Here is a 15842-nt window from a genome sequence, read left to right on the forward strand (position 1 = left end):
CCTCTACCCATGGCGGACATCCCGCCCGACAGGAGCTCTTGATGACCACCCTGACCACCACCTTCGGCGCCCCGGTGTCGGACAACCAGAACTCCCTGACCGCCGGCCCGCGCGGCCCGGTGCTGATCCAGGATTTCCACCTGATCGAGAAGCTGGCGCATTTCAACCGCGAGCGCATTCCGGAGCGGGTGGTGCATGCCAAGGGCGCCGGCGCCTATGGCACCTTCCGCGTCACCGCCGACGTCAGCCGCTGGACCCAGGCCAAGTTCCTGTCGGCGGTCGGCAAGGAGACGGAGGTGTTCCTGCGCTTCTCCACCGTCGGCGGCGAGAAGGGCTCGGCCGATGCCGAGCGCGACCCACGCGGCTTCGCGCTGAAGCTCTACACCGAGGACGGCAACTACGACATCGTCGGCAACAACACGCCGGTCTTCTTCATCCGCGACCCGCTGAAGTTCCCGGACTTCATCCACACCCAGAAGCGCAACCCGGCGACCAATCTCAAGGACCCGACGGCGGTGTGGGACTTCGCCTCGCTGTCGCCGGAGACGCTGCACCAGTTCACCATCCTGTTCAGCGACCGCGGCACGCCCCGCAGCTATCGCCATATGGACGGCTTCTCCAGCCACACCTTCAGCTGGATCAACGCGGCCGGCGAACGGGTCTGGGTCAAGTATCACTTCAAGACCACGCAGGGGATCCAGAACTTCACCGCCGAGCAGGCGCAGGCGATGACCGGCATCGACCCCGACCACGCCACCCGCGACCTGTTCGCCGCGATCGAGGACGGCGACTTCCCGGCCTGGAAAGTCTCGGTCCAGATCATGACCGAGGCGGAGGCCGAATCCTTCCCGATCGACCCGTTCGATCTGACCAAGGTCTGGCCGCACGCCGGCCATCCGCTGATCGAGATCGGCGAGCTGGTGCTGAACCGCAACCCGCAGAACTACTTCGCCGAGGTCGAGCAGTCGGCCTTCAGCCCGGCCAATGTCGTGCCCGGCATCTCGTTCAGCCCTGACAAGATGCTGCAGGGCCGGCTGTTCGCCTATGGCGACGCGCATCGCTATCGCCTGGGCGGCAATCACGGCCTGCTGCCGGTCAACCGGCCGCATGCCACCACGGCGCAGAACTACCAGCGCGACGGGGCGATGCGGTTCGACGATAACGGCCGCGGCGCGGTGCATTACGAGCCGAACAGCTTCGGCGGGCCGCAGCAGGACCCGGCGGCGGCCGAGCCGGCGCTGCCGCTGCGCGGCGCGGCCGACCGCTACGACCACCGCGCCGGCAACGACGATTACAGCCAGGCCGGCGACCTGTTCCGGCTGCTGGATGACGGCGCCCGCGCCCGGCTGATGGACAACATCGCCGGCTCGATCCGGTCGGTGCCCGAGGCGATCCAGCGCCGCCAGATCGCCCATTTCGCCAAGGCCGACCCGGCCTATGGCGCCGGTGTGGCCGAGCGGCTGGGCCTCACGGCCGGGGTCGACGTCGCGGCCTGATCTTCCCGAACGGTCGGCGGCCATGGCTCTGTGGGGCTGCCGGCCGGACTGGCCCGCCATCCCCCGGGGTGGCGGGTCTTTTCTTGAGCCGGATCCGGCAACGGGCGGGCGGACACGATCGCAGTAGTATTAGCGATCGAGTGTGTTCATGCTATGTTCCATGGACAAGGCGCAGACCCATCAGACATCGGAGGCCCCGGCCACTCCGCAGGAGGAGCGGGCGGCGCGGCATCTGCGCATGCTCGCCCGGGCGGCCGAGATCCAGATGGAGATCATGGAGGCCACCCGCACCGAGGCGGTGGAGGCGCCGCAGCCCGGCGCCGATTATTGCAAGCGGATCGCCGTGGTCGCCAAGTCGCTGCGGCAGACCCTGCTGCTGGAGGACAAGTTCGCCAATCATCGCGACGAGCGGCGCAAGGCCGCGGCGAAGCGCGAATCGGCCCAGGAGGATTGGCACGACCTTCGGGTGAAGCTGGCGATGATGGCGGCCGCCTATGAGGTGTCCGAGGACGAGGAGGAGGCCGACCGCCGCGCCGACGAGGTGTGCGAGCGGCTGGAGCGGCGGGAGGTGGCGGAGCTGGTGGAAGCCAGCCGGGCGGAGGTCGCGGTGGCGGCCTTGTGCCGGCGCTGGGGCTATCCGGTGCAGGTGAAGCAGTGGCTGGAGATGGCCGACGAGGCCCTGGAGGAGCTGGGCTTCATTCCGCCGGAGGACGGCGAGGATGACGAGGACGATCCGCCCGAGCCCCGCCCGGCCGGTCGCCGCAAACCCAAGCCGCCGGACACGGGGTGACCGCGGTTGGGTTCGCATCGCGAATCCAACATGCCGCCGCCTCTCGCGGCCTCCGATCCTGTTGGATTCGCTGCCGCGAACCTAACCGACGACACCGATTTGCGCAGCCTTCCACACTCCCCTTGCGGGACGGGATTGGGGGAGGGGTCTGCGCGTCCGCGCGTTGCGGTGAGTCATTCACCCGAGGTCAAAGCCGGCTCTGGGCGCTGTGCCAGACGCGGACGATCTCGATCCTCAGCACGATTCGATAGACGATGACGTAAGGTGGGGTTCCCGAGTGCCGGCCTCGATGCCGAGACGGCCTCGACGCGGGAAATGCTCGAGACTGTCGGCCGCAGGCAACTGCACCGCGAGCCGGTTCGCCGCCTATGGGTTGAACTCCGCGACATAGGCGCGGATGCGCTCAAGATCCTGCCGGGCCGGCTCGGTCCAGGCTACTTGCCCGGCAACTCCCTCTCCATGAACACGCTCAACGGGTCGGGGCCGTAGGCACCGAAGGGGCCGGTCTCGCGATAGCCGAAGCGGCGGTACAGGCTGAGCGCCTCGGCCGACTTCACCCCCGTCTCCAGCCGCAGCAGCCGGATGCCGGCGCGGGCCGCATCCGTCTCGAGCGCCTGCAGCAGGGCGCGGCCGATGCCCAGGCCGCGCGCCTCGGCGGCGACGAAGATCCGCTTCAGCTCGGCCGTGCCTTCGCCCTGGGGCGCATAGCCGCCGCAGCCGACCGCCCACCCGTCCTGCCGGGCGACCAGGAAGCGCACCCGCGGGGCCAGCAGCGCGGCGACGCTCAGCCCATGCCGGCTCTCCGCCGGGTACAGCCCGGCCGAGCGGCGGTCGGCCTGCTCCAGCAGTGCACGCACCTCGGCCTGGTCCGGCGTCTCCGGGGCGATGGTCAGGGTCATTCGTCGTCCTTCCAGCAGCGCCGGACCGTGCCGGCGGGGTCGATGTGGAACACGTCCGGGTTGCTCAGCGCCGCCCAGGCGGCGAAGCCGTCGCGGCTGTCGAAGCTGTGCAGCAGCAGGGCCAGCAGATTGCCGTGGCTGACGATCGCCACCGGCCCCTCGGCGCCGGCCGCGGCGTCGGCCAGCGCCGCCAGGCCGCGCCGGGTCGCCGCGGCGCCGGATTCGCCGCCGGGCCAGGCCAGGACCGGGTCGGCGAAGGATCGGCGCAGCCGATCCCGCCAGTCCTCGGCCGGCTCCGCCGCCAGCACCCGCTCCGCCAGCCGGCCGTCGATCCGGACCGGCAGCCGCAGCCATTCGGCCAGCGGGGCGGCGCTGTCCCGCGCCCGCAGGAACGGGCTGGAGACGATGCGCGCGATCGGCAGGTCCGACAGCCGGTCGCGCAGCCGCAGCGCCTGGTCGCGGCCTTCCGCGGTCAACGGCGCCTCCGGTTCCTGGTCGGCCGCCCGGCAGTGCCGGATCAGATAGAGCTCTGCTGTCACGATCATCCCTCCGCTGTGTTCCTCCAGTCTAGCCCGCCGCCGGATTGACCGGCTTGCGGGACAGCGATGCGCCGATGGCGGCCTCGGGCCCGGACGACTCGTGGTAGGGAACAGACATCGAACGCTTCCCGCCGCCCGGCGAGGCCTCATGCCTTTCGACGCAACTCTCGACCGTGCCGCCCCTCTGCAGCGCGCCGCCCGCCTCGCCGCGCTCAGCCTCGGCGTCGTGGTGGTCCAGGTCGACGTCACCGTCGTCAACGTCGCGCTCGACGAGATCCAGGGCCTGATGCAGGGCGGCGTCGCCGGGCTGCAATGGGTGGTCAACGGCTACACCCTGGCCTTCGCCAGCCTGCTGCTGACCGGCGGCGCGCTGGGCGACCGCTTCGGGGCGCGGCGCCTGTACCTGGCCGGCTTCGCCCTGTTCACTTTGGCCTCGCTGGCCTGCGGCCTGGCGCCGACCGGCATGGTGCTGATCGCCGCCCGCGTCGCGCAGGGGCTGGGCGGGGCGCTGCTGATGCCCTGCTCCCTGGCCCTGGTGGCCCATGCCTATCACGATCCGGGCGAACGGATGCGCGCGATCGGCATCTGGGCCGGGGCCGGCGGCATGGCGATGGTGGCCGGGCCGGTGGTCGGCGGCGTGCTGGTCGCGCTGTTCGGCTGGCGCAGCATCTTCCTGATCAACCTGCCGATCGGCGCGATCGGCCTGTGGCTGACGCTGCGCTGCGTCACCGAGACCGAGGGCCGGCACAACCGCGCGCTCGACCTGCCGGGCCAGGTCCTGGCCATCGTCGCGCTGGTGGCGCTGACCGGCTCGATCATCGAGGGCGAGCCGCTGGGCTGGACCAGTCCCTTGGTGCTGGGCGGGATGGCGCTGTTCGTGCTGGCCGGCATCGGCTTCCTGCTGGTCGAATCCCGCAGCGCGGCACCGATGATGCCGCTCGGCCTGTTCCGCCACCCGGTGTTCTCGGCGGTGTCGCTGATCGGCTTCCTGCTCAATGCCGGCTATTACGGCTCGACCTTCCTGCTCAGCCTGTATTTCCAGGGGCCGCTCGGCCTGTCGCCGCTGCTCACCGGCCTCGCCTTCGTGCCGATGACCGGGCTGATCGCCGTCATCAACGTCTTCGCCGGCCGGCTCGCGGCGCGGCACGGGGCGCGGCTGCCGATGGTGTCGGGGTTGTGCGTCGCCGTTGCCGGCTTCGCCGCCCTGGCGCTGGCGCTCAACCCGGCGACGGATTACGGCGGCCTCTGGTGGACGCTGCTGCTGATCGGCTGCGGCACGGCGCTGACCGTGCCGCCGATGACCGCGGCGCTGCTGGCGACGGTCGACCGCGCCCGCTCCGGCATCGCCTCGGGCGTGCTCAACTCGCTGCGCCAGACCGGCGGCGCCCTCGGGGTCGCCGTGCTCGGCGCGATCGGCGGCGGCGGCATGTCGGTCGAGGGCATGCGGCTGGCGATGGGGCTCAGCGGCGGCGTGCTGGTCTTCGCCCTGCTGGCCGCGGTGGTCTGGGTGCGGAAACCGTCAGGCTAAGGCCGGCCGGCGGGCGCGGCTCTTCTGCAGCCGGCGCAGCGCCGCCGCCACGGTGACGGCCAGGCCGGCGCCCAGCACGATCCAGGCCGGGCGCGGGCCGAAGGCGAAGATCAGGTTGGCGCGCAGCACCCGCATCGGGTCGACGCCGGTGAACAGCCCGTACATCGCCGCCTCGCCGGCGGCGGTGACCAGGGCGGCGGCCACCGACAGCACGGCCAGCGACCACAGGGGCAGCCCGTCGCCGCGGCCGAAGCGGCTGTCCAGCACGCGCCAAGCCAGCAGCCAGATGGTGAAGCCGGCCAGCACGGTCGGGATGGCGACGTCGACCTTCGACTGCATCACCCCGTGCACCAGCCCCAGCACGACGACCGGATAGATCAACTGGTGCAGCCGCTGCCATCGCTTGCCGCCCAGGCGCTTGATCATGCCGTCGGTCGACGTGGCCAGCAGCGGCATCAGCGCCAGCAGCGCCAGGAAGCCGATGGTGAGGTAGAGGCGCTTGACGATCTCCGACGCCACGAAGCCCAGGTCGAAATGCTGGGTGGCGGTATAGCCGGTCAGGTGGATCAGGACATAGACGGCGGCCGCAACGCCGATCATGCGCCGCACCTGGATCAGCTGTGGCCAGCGCAGCGCCCGCCGCAGCGGCGTGACCGCCAGCCCGATGACCAGCAGATACAGCACCCACAGCCCGATGTTGCGCTGGAAGGTCTGCACAGGATCGGCGCCCAGGTCGCCGGCCAGCAGCCGCCCGCCATACCAGAGGCCGGGCATGAGCAGCAGCACGAAGACCACGGTCTTCAGCCAGGAGAAGCGGCCGGCACGGTCGGTGAAAGGCGAACGCATCAGATCCTCGGTGGACGCCGTCTGGTTGCGGCCACGAAGACAGAATAGCGCGGCCACCCCTCTATACGGAGAGAGAGGCCGGGACGTTTCATGACATCGGAGTCATTTGGGAGGAGGGGGACGCCCTCCCTTGCTGTCATGCCCGGGCTTGACCCGGGCATCCAGAGGATGTCGACGCTCGCTGGATTGCCGGGTCAAGCCCGGCAATGACAAAAATGGGAAACCGGGAGCTCAGGCCTCAGCCCCCGCCTCGGCCTTCCGCTCCGCAGCCACGCCCGTCAGCACCGTTGCCGCCACCACGTCGTGGTCGGAGATCGCGGCGCCGGCGGCGTCGATCGCCGGGATGGTCGCCGGCCCCTCGGCCTCGGCATGGCGGGTGAACAGCCAGTCCAGCTTGGCGAAGGGCGGCACCGGCGTGCCGTCGGGGCGGGTGCGCTGGGTCGGGCCGGGCGCGTTGCAGCGGCGCCAGTCGAAGCCGGCATCGCGCAGCACGGCGAACAGCGGCTCCACCGCCTCGGGCGCGTCCAGTGCGCCGGCAACCTCGGCGGTGTTGAAGTCGCCGCCCAGCACCACCCCGGCGCCGGTCGGCACCAGCCGGTCGATCGCCGCCACCAGCCGCTCGCCCTGGCGGCCGCGGTCGGTGGCGTCGCTGTGGCTCTCGAGATGGGCCGCGACCAGCCAGAGCGGCCGCGGCGTGTCGAACCGGGCGGCGATCGCCATGCGGCCGCCCAGCCGGCGCTGGTTGCCGCTGCGGCCGGCGAACCAGGTGCCGCCGGCGTCGAGCGGGATGATCACCGGGTCCAGCAGCTTGTGGCGGCTGAGGATGGCGTTGCCGTGCAGCCCGACCCGGTTGTCCTCGTCGGCATGCCACTCGCATTCGCGGGCATCGCCGAGGCCGAGCTCGACGAACTCCACGCCATAGGCCCAGCCCATGCCCAGCGCCTCGGCCAGGTCGCGCACCGTGTGCCGGTTGCCGGACCGGGCCATGCCGATATCAGCCTCGGTCAGCAGCACCACATCGGCACCGCGCAGCAGGGCGGCGGAGGGGGCGTGGTACTTCAGCCGCTCGGCGTTCCAGGCGGCGACGCGCAGCCGCGGCGGCACCGGCCGCTCCACCGGCGCCGGCCGGTGCTCGACCGCGGCGAGCGCCGGGACCTGGGCAGCGAGGTGGTCATGCGCATCGTCCGGCGCCAAAGCGGCGTCGGCCAGCAGGATCGGGTCTGGGGCCGGCAGCACGGCGGCCCGCCGGGTGATGATCTCCCGCATCAGGCTGCGAGCGCGCGCTGGTTGACCAGATCGGCCAGGCGCCGGGCGCGGGCCAGGCTGCCGGCCAGCTCGGCATCATAGCGGTCGGCGTTCAGCTCCAGGATCATCACCGTGTCGGGCTGGAAGCGCAGCTCGGTGAAGATCTCCTCCCAGGCGATGTCGCCCCAGCCCAGCGGCAGATGCAGGTCGCCGATGCCCAGGGCCACCGCCTCGGACGGCTCGTAGAACTTCGTCATCGTGTAAGGGCGGCCGAAGCTGTCATGCACGTGCAGATGGCCGGTGGCCGAGGCCATGCTGCGGATCTGGGCACGCCAGTCCAGGCCGCGGCGGGTGCTCTCGATATAGGCGTGGCTGAAGTCGATCAGCGTGCACAGGTTCGGGTGGTTCAGCGCCCGCACCGTGTCGGCGACCTCGGCCGGGGTCTGGCGGTACTCGCTATCGTCCATGGCGAAGATGTTCTCGAAGGCCAGCTTGACGCCGTAGCCGCGGGCCACATCGGCCAGTTCGGCCAGGGCTTCGCGCTCGATCGCGTCCAGCCGGTCGCGGCCGGCCTGGTCGGTCATCGCCGCCTTGCCGCAATGATGCACCAGCACGCCGGCGCCGACCTGGTCGCACAGCTCCAGCATCGCCCGTACCACCGCCTTCTGCAGCGGCAGGTTCTGCTCGTCCATGAAGTTGGAGACGATCTGGCCGTGCACCGTGTAGCGCAGGTCGTGGCGGCGCACGATCTGCTCCAGCTTGTGCACCCGGTCGGGCAGCACGCGGCCGCCGGCGATCAGGTCCTCGCCGTACAGCGACAGCTCGGCCGCGTCGGCGCCCAGCGCGGCGATGCGGCCGAGGCTGGCGTCCAGGCGCGACAGGTCGCCCTTGCCGCTGACGCCGGTGGAGAAGCCGATGGCGGTGATGATCTCGGTCATGATGGTCTCTCGATCTCAGGCGGCGGTGGCGACGGCGAAGCGATGCTCGGCCGGCAGGTCGGCATCGAGCCGCAGCCCGGTGTGCGGGTCGAAGAAATGCAGCTGCGACGGCGGCAGGTAAAGGCCCAGCGGCTGGCCGGGGGTGTAGTCGGCCTCGGCCCCGGTGGTGACGGCGAAGGACAGGCCGTCGATGTCGGTGTGGACCACCCGGCCGGCGCCCAGCTCCTCGATGAAGTCGACCGTGGCGACCAGCGCCCCTGGATGGTCGACCGGCACGATCTCCACCAGCTCCGGCCGGATGCCCAGCGTGGTGGAGCGCTCGACGAAGTGGCCGCCATCGGCGGGGTCGATCGCGATCGTCTTGGTCTCGTCGAAGCCGAACTGGCCGGGGGCGAAGATGCGGCCCTCGATGAAGTTCATCGCCGGCGAGCCGATGAAGCTGGCGACATAGCGGGTGCGCGGGCGGTTGTAGATCTCGGCCGGCCGGCCGATCTGCTCGACCACGCCCTTGTTCATCACGATCAGCACGTCGGCCAGCGTCATGGCCTCGACCTGGTCATGGGTGACGAAGACCGAGGTGGCGCCCAGGCGCCGGTGCAGGCGGCGGATCTCGACCCGCATCTGCACCCGCAGCTTGGCGTCCAGGTTGGACAGCGGCTCGTCGAACAGGAACACCTCCGGCTCGCGGATGATGGCGCGGCCCATGGCGACGCGCTGGCGCTGGCCACCGGACAGGGCGGCCGGCTTGCGGTCGAGGAAATCCTCCAGCCCGACCAGCTTCGCCACCTCGCGCACCTTGGCCATGCGCTCGGCCTTCGGCATGCCCGCCACCTTCAGCGCATAGCCCATGTTCTGGGCCACGGTCATGTGCGGGTACAGGGCATAGTTCTGGAACACCATGGCGCAGCCGCGCTCCCGCGGCTCCAGCTGGTTCACCACCCGGCTGCCGATCGCGATCTCGCCGGCGGTGATCTCCTCCAGCCCGGCGATCATGCGCAGCAGGGTCGACTTGCCGCAGCCCGACGGGCCGAGGATCACGGCGAAGGTGCCCGACGGCAGGTCCAGGTCGACGCCGTGCACCACCGGCGTCTTGCCGTAGCTCTTGCGCACGCCGCGGATGGCGATGTGGGCCATGGCTTTCTCCTTCACTTGTCGGTGGCGATCAGGCCGCGCACGAACCAGCGCTGCATCAGCGCGACGACCAGCAGCGGCGGGATCATCACGATCAGGGTGCCGGCCATGGCGATGTTCCATTCCGGCAGGCCGCCCTGGTTGGTCGGGATCAGGCGCTTCAGCTCGACCACCGCGGTGCTGAAGGACTGGTCGGTGGTGACCAGCAGCGGCCACAGATACTGGTTCCAGCTGTAGACGAAGAGGATCGCGGCCAGCGCCAGCATGTTGGTGCGCGACAGCGGCATCAGGATCTCGGCGAAGAAGCGCATCGCCCCGGCGCCGTCCATCTTCGACGCCTCCAGGAGCTCGTCCGGCACGGTCAGGAAGAACTGGCGGTACAGGAAGGTGCCGGTGGCGGTGGCGATCAGCGGCAGGATCAGGCCGGTGTAGGAGTTCAGCAGGTTCCACTGCAGGTCGACCTGCAGCCCGATGAGCGCGAGCATGCTCTGGAATGGCGACAGCGCATTCGCCGCGATCGAGTAGGTCGGTACGATGCGGACCTCGAGCGGCAGCATCAGCGTGGTGAAGATCAGCCAGAACACCAGCATCCGGGCGCGGTAGCGGAAGAACACGATCGAGAAGGCGGTCAGCGCCGCCAGCACGATCTTGCCGGCGGTGACGCCGACCGCGACGATCAGGCTGTTCAGCAGCTTCGGGCCGAACCCCGCCTGGTCCCAGGCGGCGGCAAGGTTGTCGATCAGATGGCCGCCGGGGATCAGGCTCATCGGCACCTGGTTGACGCCCTGGATGTCCTTGGTCGCGGCCGCCAGCACGATGGCGAAGGGCAGCAGCACCAGCACCAGTCCGACGATCAGGATCAGATGCGTCAGGGCGTTCAGGACCGGGGTGCGTTCGATCATCGCCGTCCTCCCTCAGCTGTAGTGAATGCGGCGTTCGACCCAGCGGAACTGGACGAAGGTGAGGACCATGACCAGCAGCATCAGAACGATGCTCTGGGCGGCGGCGCCGGAGTAGTCGAGGCCTTTGAAGCCGTCGAAATAGATCTTGTAGACCATGACCTCGGTGCCGCGGGCGGGGCCGCCCTCGGTCATGATGTCGACGATGCCGAAGCTGTCGGTGAAGCTGCCGGTGAGGTTGATCACCATCAGGAAGAACAGGGTCGGCGCGATCAGCGGCAGCTGGATGTCGCGCATCCGGCGCAGCGCGCCCGACCCGTCCATGGCGCTGGCCTCGATCAGGCTGCGTGGGATCGACTGCAGCGCCGCCAGGAAGAAGATGAAGTTGTAGCCGATCCAGATCCAGGCGTGGCACAGCACCACCATGATCAGGGCCTGGGTGCCGTTCAGCACCGGGTTCCACAGCCCCGGCCACAGCGCGTTGATCGCGCCGATCATCCCGCTCTCGGGCGCGAAGATGAAGCGGAAGGCGACGGCCGCGGCGGGCGCCGCGATGGCATAGGGCCAGACGAAGATCGAGCGGTAGGCCTGGAAGCCGCGCAACTGGCGGTCGACGAACAGGGCCAGGACCAGGGCACCGCCCATGGCGATGCCGGTGGCCAGCAGGGCATAGGCGAAGCTGACGCCGATCGAGCCCCAATAGGCGCTGTCGCTCAGCAGCGCCCGGAAATTCTCCAGCCCGACCCATTCATTGCCGCCGCCCCAGGGCTGCTCCAGCGTGAAGGCCCAGTACAGCGCCTCGCCGGCCGGCCAGTAGAAGAACAGGAACACCAGCAGCAGCTGCGGCGTGATCAGGAGCCAGGCCAGCGTCCGGTTCTTGAAATGGGCGCGTTTTTCCATCGGGTCCGAGGCGGCTGGTAGGGAAGGGGCGGGGACCTGCACCCCTCACCCTCCCGTGGGCCGGGAGGGTGAGGGGGCTGCGCCGGTTACAGCAGCTGCTTGCCGGCGTAGGTCTTCTCGAAGCGGCGCAGGATCACGTTGCCGCGCTCCACCGCTTGGTCGAGGCCATCCTGCACCGACACCTTGCCGGCGATGATCGCCTGCAGCGCGTCCTGGACCTCCTTGCGGATCTGGATGTAGCCGCCGAGGCGGATGCCGCGGGAGATCGGGGTGGTCGGCGTGTAGGTCAGGCTCTCGATCGCCAGCTCGCGGCCCTTGTAGGGGGCCTTGTCGTAGAAACCGGCGGCCTTCATCGCCTGGAACCCGGAATTGGTCACGGGGATGTAGCCGGTGACGGTCGACCACCATTCGGCCGAGGACGGCTGGGCCAGGAAGTTCAGGAACGCGGCCGCGCCCTTGTATTCGGTGTCGGACTTGCCGGCGAGGACCCACAGCGAGGCGCCGCCGACCAGCGAGTTCTTGCGCTCGGTGCCGGCCCAGACCGGCAGCTTGACCACATCCCAATGCATGTCCGGGGCGGCCAGCTTGCCGATGGTGCCGTGGTCGGCGACCGAGGACTGCGTCATCTGGCAGGTGCCGGAGGCGAAGGCCGGGACGACGTCCTGCCCGCCCTCCTTGGTCTTCAGCACGAACAGGCCTTCGTCGTACATCTTCTTGATGAAGGCGACATGGTCGACGAACTTGGTCTTGTTGAACACCAGCTCGGCGTCGAGCCCGTCATAGCCGTTATTCTTGCTGGCGATCGGCTGGTCGTGGATCGCCGAGAACTGCTCCAGCGTCGGCCAGGGATCGAAGTTGAAGGCCAGCGGGCAGTCGTAGCCGGCCGCCTTCAACTGGCGGGAGATCTGCTCGACGTCTTCCCAGGTCTCCGGACCCTTGTCGCGACCGATCTTGGCGAAGGCGTCCTTGTTCCAGTAGAACAGCGCCGTCGAGGAATTGTAGGGGAACGACATCAGCTCGCCCTTCGACGTCGCGTAGTAGTTGGCGATGCCGGGGAAATAGTCGTCCCATTTGATGTCGTAGCCGTTGTCAGCCATCAGCTTGCGGGCCGGGACATAGGCGCCGGACAGCATGAGGTCCAGCGTGCCGGCGTCGAACACCTGCACCACGGTCGGCTGCTTCTGGGCGCGGTAGGCGGCGATGGCGTTCTGCACCGCATTCGGATAGCCGCCCTGGCCGACGCAGGTGATCTCGTAGTCGGCCTGGCTGTCGTTGAAGCGCTTGCAGGTGTCCTGCACCCGCTGCTCCAGGTCCCCGGTCAGCCCGTACCAGAACTCGAACTTGGCGCGCTCGGCCGCCTGGGCCGGCTGCGCAAACACCGCGGCGGCAGCCAGCGCGAAGGCGGCCGCCGACAGCTTGGTCACGACGGTCATGTGTGTCTCCCCTTGGCCGCCCTGCACGTCCGCGACGGCGGCGACGGGATCGTTCCCTACAAGGGGATGATGACGGTTCGGTTTAACAACCGTATCGCCCGGATGACATTTGCTCCTCCAGCCTGTGGATTTCGGCGACAACTTCAACGGGTTAGACGAAAATGCGATAGGTCCATGCCTATCAGGCGCTTGCATCCGTTCTATATTTCTGCAATTCTCGAAATATGGATGAGATTGCAGCGATCGAAGGGCTCGGCGCCCTGGCCCAGTCGACCCGGCTGGCCGTCTTCCGCCTGCTGGTGCAGGCCGGACCCGACGGCGTGCCGGCCGGAACCGTGGCGGAACGGGTCGGCGTGCCCGCCACCACCCTGTCGACCCATCTCGGCATCCTCAGCCGGGCCGGGCTGATCCGGTCGCGGCGGGACGGCCGGTCGATCCTCTATTCCGCCGATCTCGACGGCGTGCAGGCCCTGCTGTCCTTCCTGGTCCAGGATTGCTGCAACGGCCGGCCGGAGATCTGCACGCCGCTGATGGGCGTCATCGAGCAGGCGAGCTGCGGCTGCGCCCCGGCGCCTTCTGTCTAAGGAGGCTGGCATGACCGATCCGGTCTTCAACGTGCTGTTCCTCTGCACCGGCAACTCGGCCCGATCGATCATCGCCGAGGCGATCCTGAACCGTGTCGGGCAGGGCCGGTTCCGGGCCTTCTCCGCCGGCAGCCATCCCAAGGGCCGGGTCCATCCGCGGGCCTTCGAGGTGCTCGAGCACAGCCACCACGACATCAGGGGCCTGCGCTCGAAGGGTTGGGAGGAGTTCAGCGGGCGGAACGCTCCGCGGCTCGATTTCGTGTTCACCGTCTGCGACAACGCCGCGAACGAGGTCTGCCCGATCTGGCCCGGCCAGCCGATGACCGCCCATTGGGGCATCCCCGATCCGGCCGCAGTCGAGGGCAAGGAGTCCGAGATCGCGCTGGCCTTCGCCGAGACCTACCGCCTGCTGTTCAACCGCATCTCGATCTTCACCAGCCTGCCGCTGCGGTCGCTCGACCGCATCTCGCTCGGACATCGCCTGCGCGAGATTGGCCAGACCAGGAAGGAACCGGCGTCGCCATGAGCGCGGTCACGATCTATCACAACCCGGCCTGCGGCACGTCGCGCAACGTCCTCGGCCTGATCCGCAACGCGGGCATCGAGCCGACGGTTGTCGAGTACCTGAAGACGCCGCCGAGCCGGGCCGAGCTGGCCGACCTGATCCGGCGCATGGGCGTCCCGGTGCGGGCGGTGCTGCGCGAGAAGGGCACGCCCTATCACGAGCTCGGCCTCGACGATCCGGCCCTGACCGACGACCAGCTGCTCGATGCGATGATCGCGCACCCGATCCTGATCAACCGGCCGATCGTCGTCACCGAATTGGGCGTGACGCTCGCCCGTCCGTCCGAGGCGGTGCTCGACATCCTGCCGGCGCCGCAGCAGGGCGAGTTCCGCAAGGAGGATGGCGGGCTCGTCATCCGCCCCGACGGCCACCGCGCCTGACCCTTTCCTCCGACCGATCGGATCCATGATGACCGCCGAGACCACCGCGGCCGGGCCTGCGCCGGCTGCCCCCGCCATGGGGCTGTTCGAGCGCTATCTCAGCCTCTGGGTCATCCTCTGCATCGTCGCCGGCATCGGCCTCGGAGCGCTGGTGCCGGGCTTCTTCGCGCTCGTCGCCTCGGCCGAGATCGCCAAGGTCAACCTTCCTGTGGCGGTGCTGATCTGGGCGATGATCGTGCCGATGCTGTTGAAGATCGACTTCGCCGCGCTGGGCGAGGTGAAGGCGCATTGGCGCGGCGTCGGCGTCACTCTGTTCGTCAACTGGGGCGTCAAGCCGTTCTCGATGGCGCTGCTGGGCAGCCTGTTCATCGGCCACCTGTTCGCGCCCTGGCTGGCGGCGGACCAGATCCCGTCCTACATCGCCGGGCTGATCCTGCTGGCCGCGGCGCCCTGCACGGCCATGGTCTTCGTCTGGTCCAACCTTTGCGAGGGCGAGCCGCATTTCACCCTGAGCCAGGTCGCGTTGAACGACCTGATCATGGTCTTCGCCTTCGCGCCCCTGGTCGGCCTGCTGCTCGGCGTCGCCTCGATCACCGTGCCCTGGGACACGCTGCTGCTGTCGGTGATGCTGTACATCGTCGTGCCGGTGGCCGTGGCGCAGCTTTGGCGCCGGTCGCTGCTGGCCGTAGGCGGCGAGCCGGCGCTGCGGCGGACCCTGGCCGTGCTGCAGCCGCTGTCGCTGACCGCCCTGCTGGCGACGCTGGTGCTGCTGTTCGGCTTTCAGGGCGAGCGCATCCTGGCCCAGCCGCTGGTGATCCTGCTGCTGGCCGTGCCGATCCTGATCCAGGTCTATCTCAACGCCGGAATCGCCTATTGGCTGTCCCGACGCCTCGGAGTCGCCTGGTGCGTCGCCGCGCCGGCGGCGCTGATCGGCGCCTCGAACTTCTTCGAGCTGGCGGTGGCGGCGGCGATCAGCCTGTTCGGCCTCGGCTCCGGCGCGGCGCTGGCCACCGTGGTCGGCGTGCTGGTCGAGGTACCTGTCATGCTGTCGGTCGTCCGCCTGGTGAAGGCCTCGCGCGGCTGGTACGAGCGCCGCCCGGCTTGATCAAAGGATCTCGGTCACCGGGCGCGGCTGGGCCGGTTGGCTGGGGTGGTCGCCGATCGGGCGCTGCCACCACCCGACATCGTGCCAGGCGCCGTGCTTGAAGCCGACGTCGCGATACACGCCGAGCGGCACGAACCCGACCGCCTCATGCAAGGCGACGCTGGCCGGGTTCGGCAGGGCGATACCGGCGAAGGCGGACTGGTAGCCCTGCCGCCGCAGCAGCTCGAACAGCCGCTCGTACAGCGCGCGGCCGATACCCTGGCGCCGTCCGGCCTCGGCGACATAGGCGCTGACGTCGACCGACCAGCGATAGGCCGGCCGGGCCCGGTGTGTGCCGGCATAGGCGTAGCCCAGGACCCGGCCGTCCCGCTCCAGCACCAGCCAGGGATAGGTCGGGATCGTGCCGCGGATGCGGTCGGCCATCTCCGCCACCGTGGGCGGCGCCAGCTCGAAGGAGATCACGGTGCCGGCGACGATCGGGGCGTAGATGGCGTGGAGGGCAGGGGCGTCCCCCGGCGTGGCGAGGCGGATCATCGGGTGTCCCGGCCGGCTGAGTTGCCGATA

18 protein-coding genes are annotated in these 15842 nt (G+C 69.6%); 7 read left to right on the forward strand and 11 right to left on the reverse strand.

The window, feature by feature from the left end; all coding sequences use genetic code 11:
• Positions 1 to 41: 41 nt before the first annotated feature.
• Both QFZ27_RS14575 and QFZ27_RS14580 read left to right on the forward strand, forming a co-directional pair.
• Complete coding sequence (locus QFZ27_RS14575; RefSeq protein WP_429227116.1) at positions 42 to 1496, forward strand: catalase; 1455 nt, start codon at positions 42 to 44, stop codon at positions 1494 to 1496.
• 160 nt (positions 1497 to 1656) lie between these two features.
• Positions 1657 to 2286 carry a hypothetical protein gene (locus tag QFZ27_RS14580; RefSeq protein WP_429227117.1) on the forward strand — a complete coding sequence of 210 codons (630 nt, stop codon included), beginning with the start codon at positions 1657 to 1659 and terminating at the stop codon, positions 2284 to 2286.
• A 187-nt stretch (positions 2287 to 2473) separates the two neighbouring features.
• Here the strand turns inward: QFZ27_RS14580 and QFZ27_RS14585 are convergent, their stop codons facing one another.
• The 3 genes from QFZ27_RS14585 to QFZ27_RS14595 form a co-directional block, all read right to left on the reverse strand.
• Complete coding sequence (locus QFZ27_RS14585) at positions 2474 to 2656, reverse strand: type II toxin-antitoxin system RelE/ParE family toxin (RefSeq protein WP_429232456.1); 183 nt, start codon at positions 2654 to 2656, stop codon at positions 2474 to 2476.
• Between the two features lie 64 nt (positions 2657 to 2720).
• Positions 2721 to 3185 (reverse strand): GNAT family N-acetyltransferase, encoded by a 465-nt coding sequence (locus QFZ27_RS14590; RefSeq protein ID WP_429227118.1) that lies wholly within the window; start codon positions 3183 to 3185, stop codon positions 2721 to 2723.
• Positions 3182 to 3724, reverse strand: a complete 543-nt coding sequence (locus tag QFZ27_RS14595; RefSeq protein ID WP_429227119.1) for a histidine phosphatase family protein — start codon at positions 3722 to 3724, stop codon at positions 3182 to 3184. Before QFZ27_RS14595 ends, QFZ27_RS14590 begins: the two co-directional genes overlap by 4 nt.
• Positions 3725 to 3872: 148 nt before the next feature.
• On the opposite strand from QFZ27_RS14595, the gene QFZ27_RS14600 reads away from it, so the two are divergent.
• Positions 3873 to 5252 (forward strand): MFS transporter, encoded by a 1380-nt coding sequence (locus QFZ27_RS14600; RefSeq protein WP_429227120.1) that lies wholly within the window; start codon positions 3873 to 3875, stop codon positions 5250 to 5252.
• Here QFZ27_RS14600 and QFZ27_RS14605 read toward each other — a convergent pair.
• The 7 genes from QFZ27_RS14605 to QFZ27_RS14635 all read right to left on the reverse strand — a co-directional run bounded on the left by QFZ27_RS14605 (position 5244) and on the right by QFZ27_RS14635 (position 12644).
• A complete protein-coding gene (locus tag QFZ27_RS14605) occupies positions 5244 to 6098 on the reverse strand; it encodes a protein-methionine-sulfoxide reductase heme-binding subunit MsrQ (RefSeq protein ID WP_429227121.1) in 855 nt (284 codons plus the stop codon). The genes QFZ27_RS14600 and QFZ27_RS14605 overlap by 9 nt on opposite strands.
• A 231-nt stretch (positions 6099 to 6329) precedes the next feature.
• On the reverse strand, positions 6330 to 7364 hold the full coding sequence (locus QFZ27_RS14610) for an endonuclease/exonuclease/phosphatase family protein (RefSeq protein WP_429227122.1): 1035 nt from the start codon (positions 7362 to 7364) through the stop codon (positions 6330 to 6332).
• Complete coding sequence (locus tag QFZ27_RS14615; RefSeq protein WP_429227123.1) at positions 7364 to 8281, reverse strand: sugar phosphate isomerase/epimerase family protein; 918 nt, start codon at positions 8279 to 8281, stop codon at positions 7364 to 7366. Before QFZ27_RS14615 ends, QFZ27_RS14610 begins: the two co-directional genes overlap by 1 nt.
• A gap of 15 nt (positions 8282 to 8296) precedes the next feature.
• Entirely contained in the window at positions 8297 to 9415 is a 1119-nt protein-coding gene (ugpC, locus tag QFZ27_RS14620) for a sn-glycerol-3-phosphate ABC transporter ATP-binding protein UgpC (protein WP_429227124.1), read from the reverse strand.
• Positions 9416 to 9426: 11 nt separating this feature from the next.
• A complete protein-coding gene (locus tag QFZ27_RS14625; RefSeq protein WP_429227125.1) occupies positions 9427 to 10314 on the reverse strand; it encodes an ABC transporter permease subunit in 888 nt (295 codons plus the stop codon).
• A gap of 12 nt (positions 10315 to 10326) precedes the next feature.
• Entirely contained in the window at positions 10327 to 11211 is an 885-nt protein-coding gene (locus QFZ27_RS14630; RefSeq protein ID WP_429227126.1) for an ABC transporter permease subunit, read from the reverse strand.
• 86 nt (positions 11212 to 11297) lie between these two features.
• A complete protein-coding gene (locus tag QFZ27_RS14635) occupies positions 11298 to 12644 on the reverse strand; it encodes an extracellular solute-binding protein (RefSeq protein ID WP_429227127.1) in 1347 nt (448 codons plus the stop codon).
• A gap of 224 nt (positions 12645 to 12868) precedes the next feature.
• Between QFZ27_RS14635 and QFZ27_RS14640 the strand changes: the two genes are divergently transcribed.
• The 4 genes from QFZ27_RS14640 (at position 12869) to arsB (ending at position 15278) form a co-directional block, all read left to right on the forward strand.
• Positions 12869 to 13228 (forward strand): ArsR/SmtB family transcription factor, encoded by a 360-nt coding sequence (locus tag QFZ27_RS14640; protein WP_429227128.1) that lies wholly within the window; start codon positions 12869 to 12871, stop codon positions 13226 to 13228.
• 10 nt (positions 13229 to 13238) lie between these two features.
• Entirely contained in the window at positions 13239 to 13754 is a 516-nt protein-coding gene (locus QFZ27_RS14645; protein WP_429227129.1) for an arsenate reductase ArsC, read from the forward strand.
• Positions 13751 to 14173 (forward strand): arsenate reductase (glutaredoxin), encoded by a 423-nt coding sequence (arsC, locus tag QFZ27_RS14650; RefSeq protein ID WP_429227130.1) that lies wholly within the window; start codon positions 13751 to 13753, stop codon positions 14171 to 14173. Before QFZ27_RS14645 ends, arsC begins: the two co-directional genes overlap by 4 nt.
• Before the next feature lie 76 nt (positions 14174 to 14249).
• Complete coding sequence (gene arsB, locus QFZ27_RS14655) at positions 14250 to 15278, forward strand: ACR3 family arsenite efflux transporter (RefSeq protein WP_429232457.1); 1029 nt, start codon at positions 14250 to 14252, stop codon at positions 15276 to 15278.
• Here the strand turns inward: arsB and QFZ27_RS14660 are convergent, their stop codons facing one another.
• A complete protein-coding gene (locus QFZ27_RS14660) occupies positions 15279 to 15812 on the reverse strand; it encodes an arsinothricin resistance N-acetyltransferase ArsN1 family B (RefSeq protein ID WP_429227131.1) in 534 nt (177 codons plus the stop codon).
• Positions 15813 to 15842: the final 30 nt, after the last annotated feature.

Origin of the sequence: Inquilinus ginsengisoli, assembly GCF_050434925.1 — a bacterium.
In the GTDB taxonomy this organism is placed as follows: Bacteria; Pseudomonadota; Alphaproteobacteria; order DSM-16000; family Inquilinaceae; genus Inquilinus; species Inquilinus ginsengisoli_B.

Coding starts and splice junctions, on each gene's coding strand:
- QFZ27_RS14630 (WP_429227126.1), bottom strand. CDS start 11,211: ATGGAAAAACGCGCCCATTTCAAGAACCGGACGCTGGCCTGGCTCCTG.
- QFZ27_RS14635 (WP_429227127.1), bottom strand. CDS start 12,644: ATGACCGTCGTGACCAAGCTGTCGGCGGCCGCCTTCGCGCTGGCTGCC.
- QFZ27_RS14625 (WP_429227125.1), bottom strand. CDS start 10,314: ATGATCGAACGCACCCCGGTCCTGAACGCCCTGACGCATCTGATCCTG.
- QFZ27_RS14575 (WP_429227116.1), top strand. CDS start 42: ATGACCACCCTGACCACCACCTTCGGCGCCCCGGTGTCGGACAACCAG.
- arsB (WP_429232457.1), top strand. CDS start 14,250: ATGGGGCTGTTCGAGCGCTATCTCAGCCTCTGGGTCATCCTCTGCATC.
- ugpC (WP_429227124.1), bottom strand. CDS start 9,415: ATGGCCCACATCGCCATCCGCGGCGTGCGCAAGAGCTACGGCAAGACG.
- QFZ27_RS14645 (WP_429227129.1), top strand. CDS start 13,239: ATGACCGATCCGGTCTTCAACGTGCTGTTCCTCTGCACCGGCAACTCG.
- QFZ27_RS14660 (WP_429227131.1), bottom strand. CDS start 15,812: ATGATCCGCCTCGCCACGCCGGGGGACGCCCCTGCCCTCCACGCCATC.
- QFZ27_RS14610 (WP_429227122.1), bottom strand. CDS start 7,364: ATGCGGGAGATCATCACCCGGCGGGCCGCCGTGCTGCCGGCCCCAGAC.
- QFZ27_RS14640 (WP_429227128.1), top strand. CDS start 12,869: ATGGATGAGATTGCAGCGATCGAAGGGCTCGGCGCCCTGGCCCAGTCG.
- QFZ27_RS14600 (WP_429227120.1), top strand. CDS start 3,873: ATGCCTTTCGACGCAACTCTCGACCGTGCCGCCCCTCTGCAGCGCGCC.
- QFZ27_RS14615 (WP_429227123.1), bottom strand. CDS start 8,281: ATGACCGAGATCATCACCGCCATCGGCTTCTCCACCGGCGTCAGCGGC.
- QFZ27_RS14605 (WP_429227121.1), bottom strand. CDS start 6,098: ATGCGTTCGCCTTTCACCGACCGTGCCGGCCGCTTCTCCTGGCTGAAG.
- QFZ27_RS14590 (WP_429227118.1), bottom strand. CDS start 3,185: ATGACCCTGACCATCGCCCCGGAGACGCCGGACCAGGCCGAGGTGCGT.
- arsC (WP_429227130.1), top strand. CDS start 13,751: ATGAGCGCGGTCACGATCTATCACAACCCGGCCTGCGGCACGTCGCGC.
- QFZ27_RS14580 (WP_429227117.1), top strand. CDS start 1,657: ATGGACAAGGCGCAGACCCATCAGACATCGGAGGCCCCGGCCACTCCG.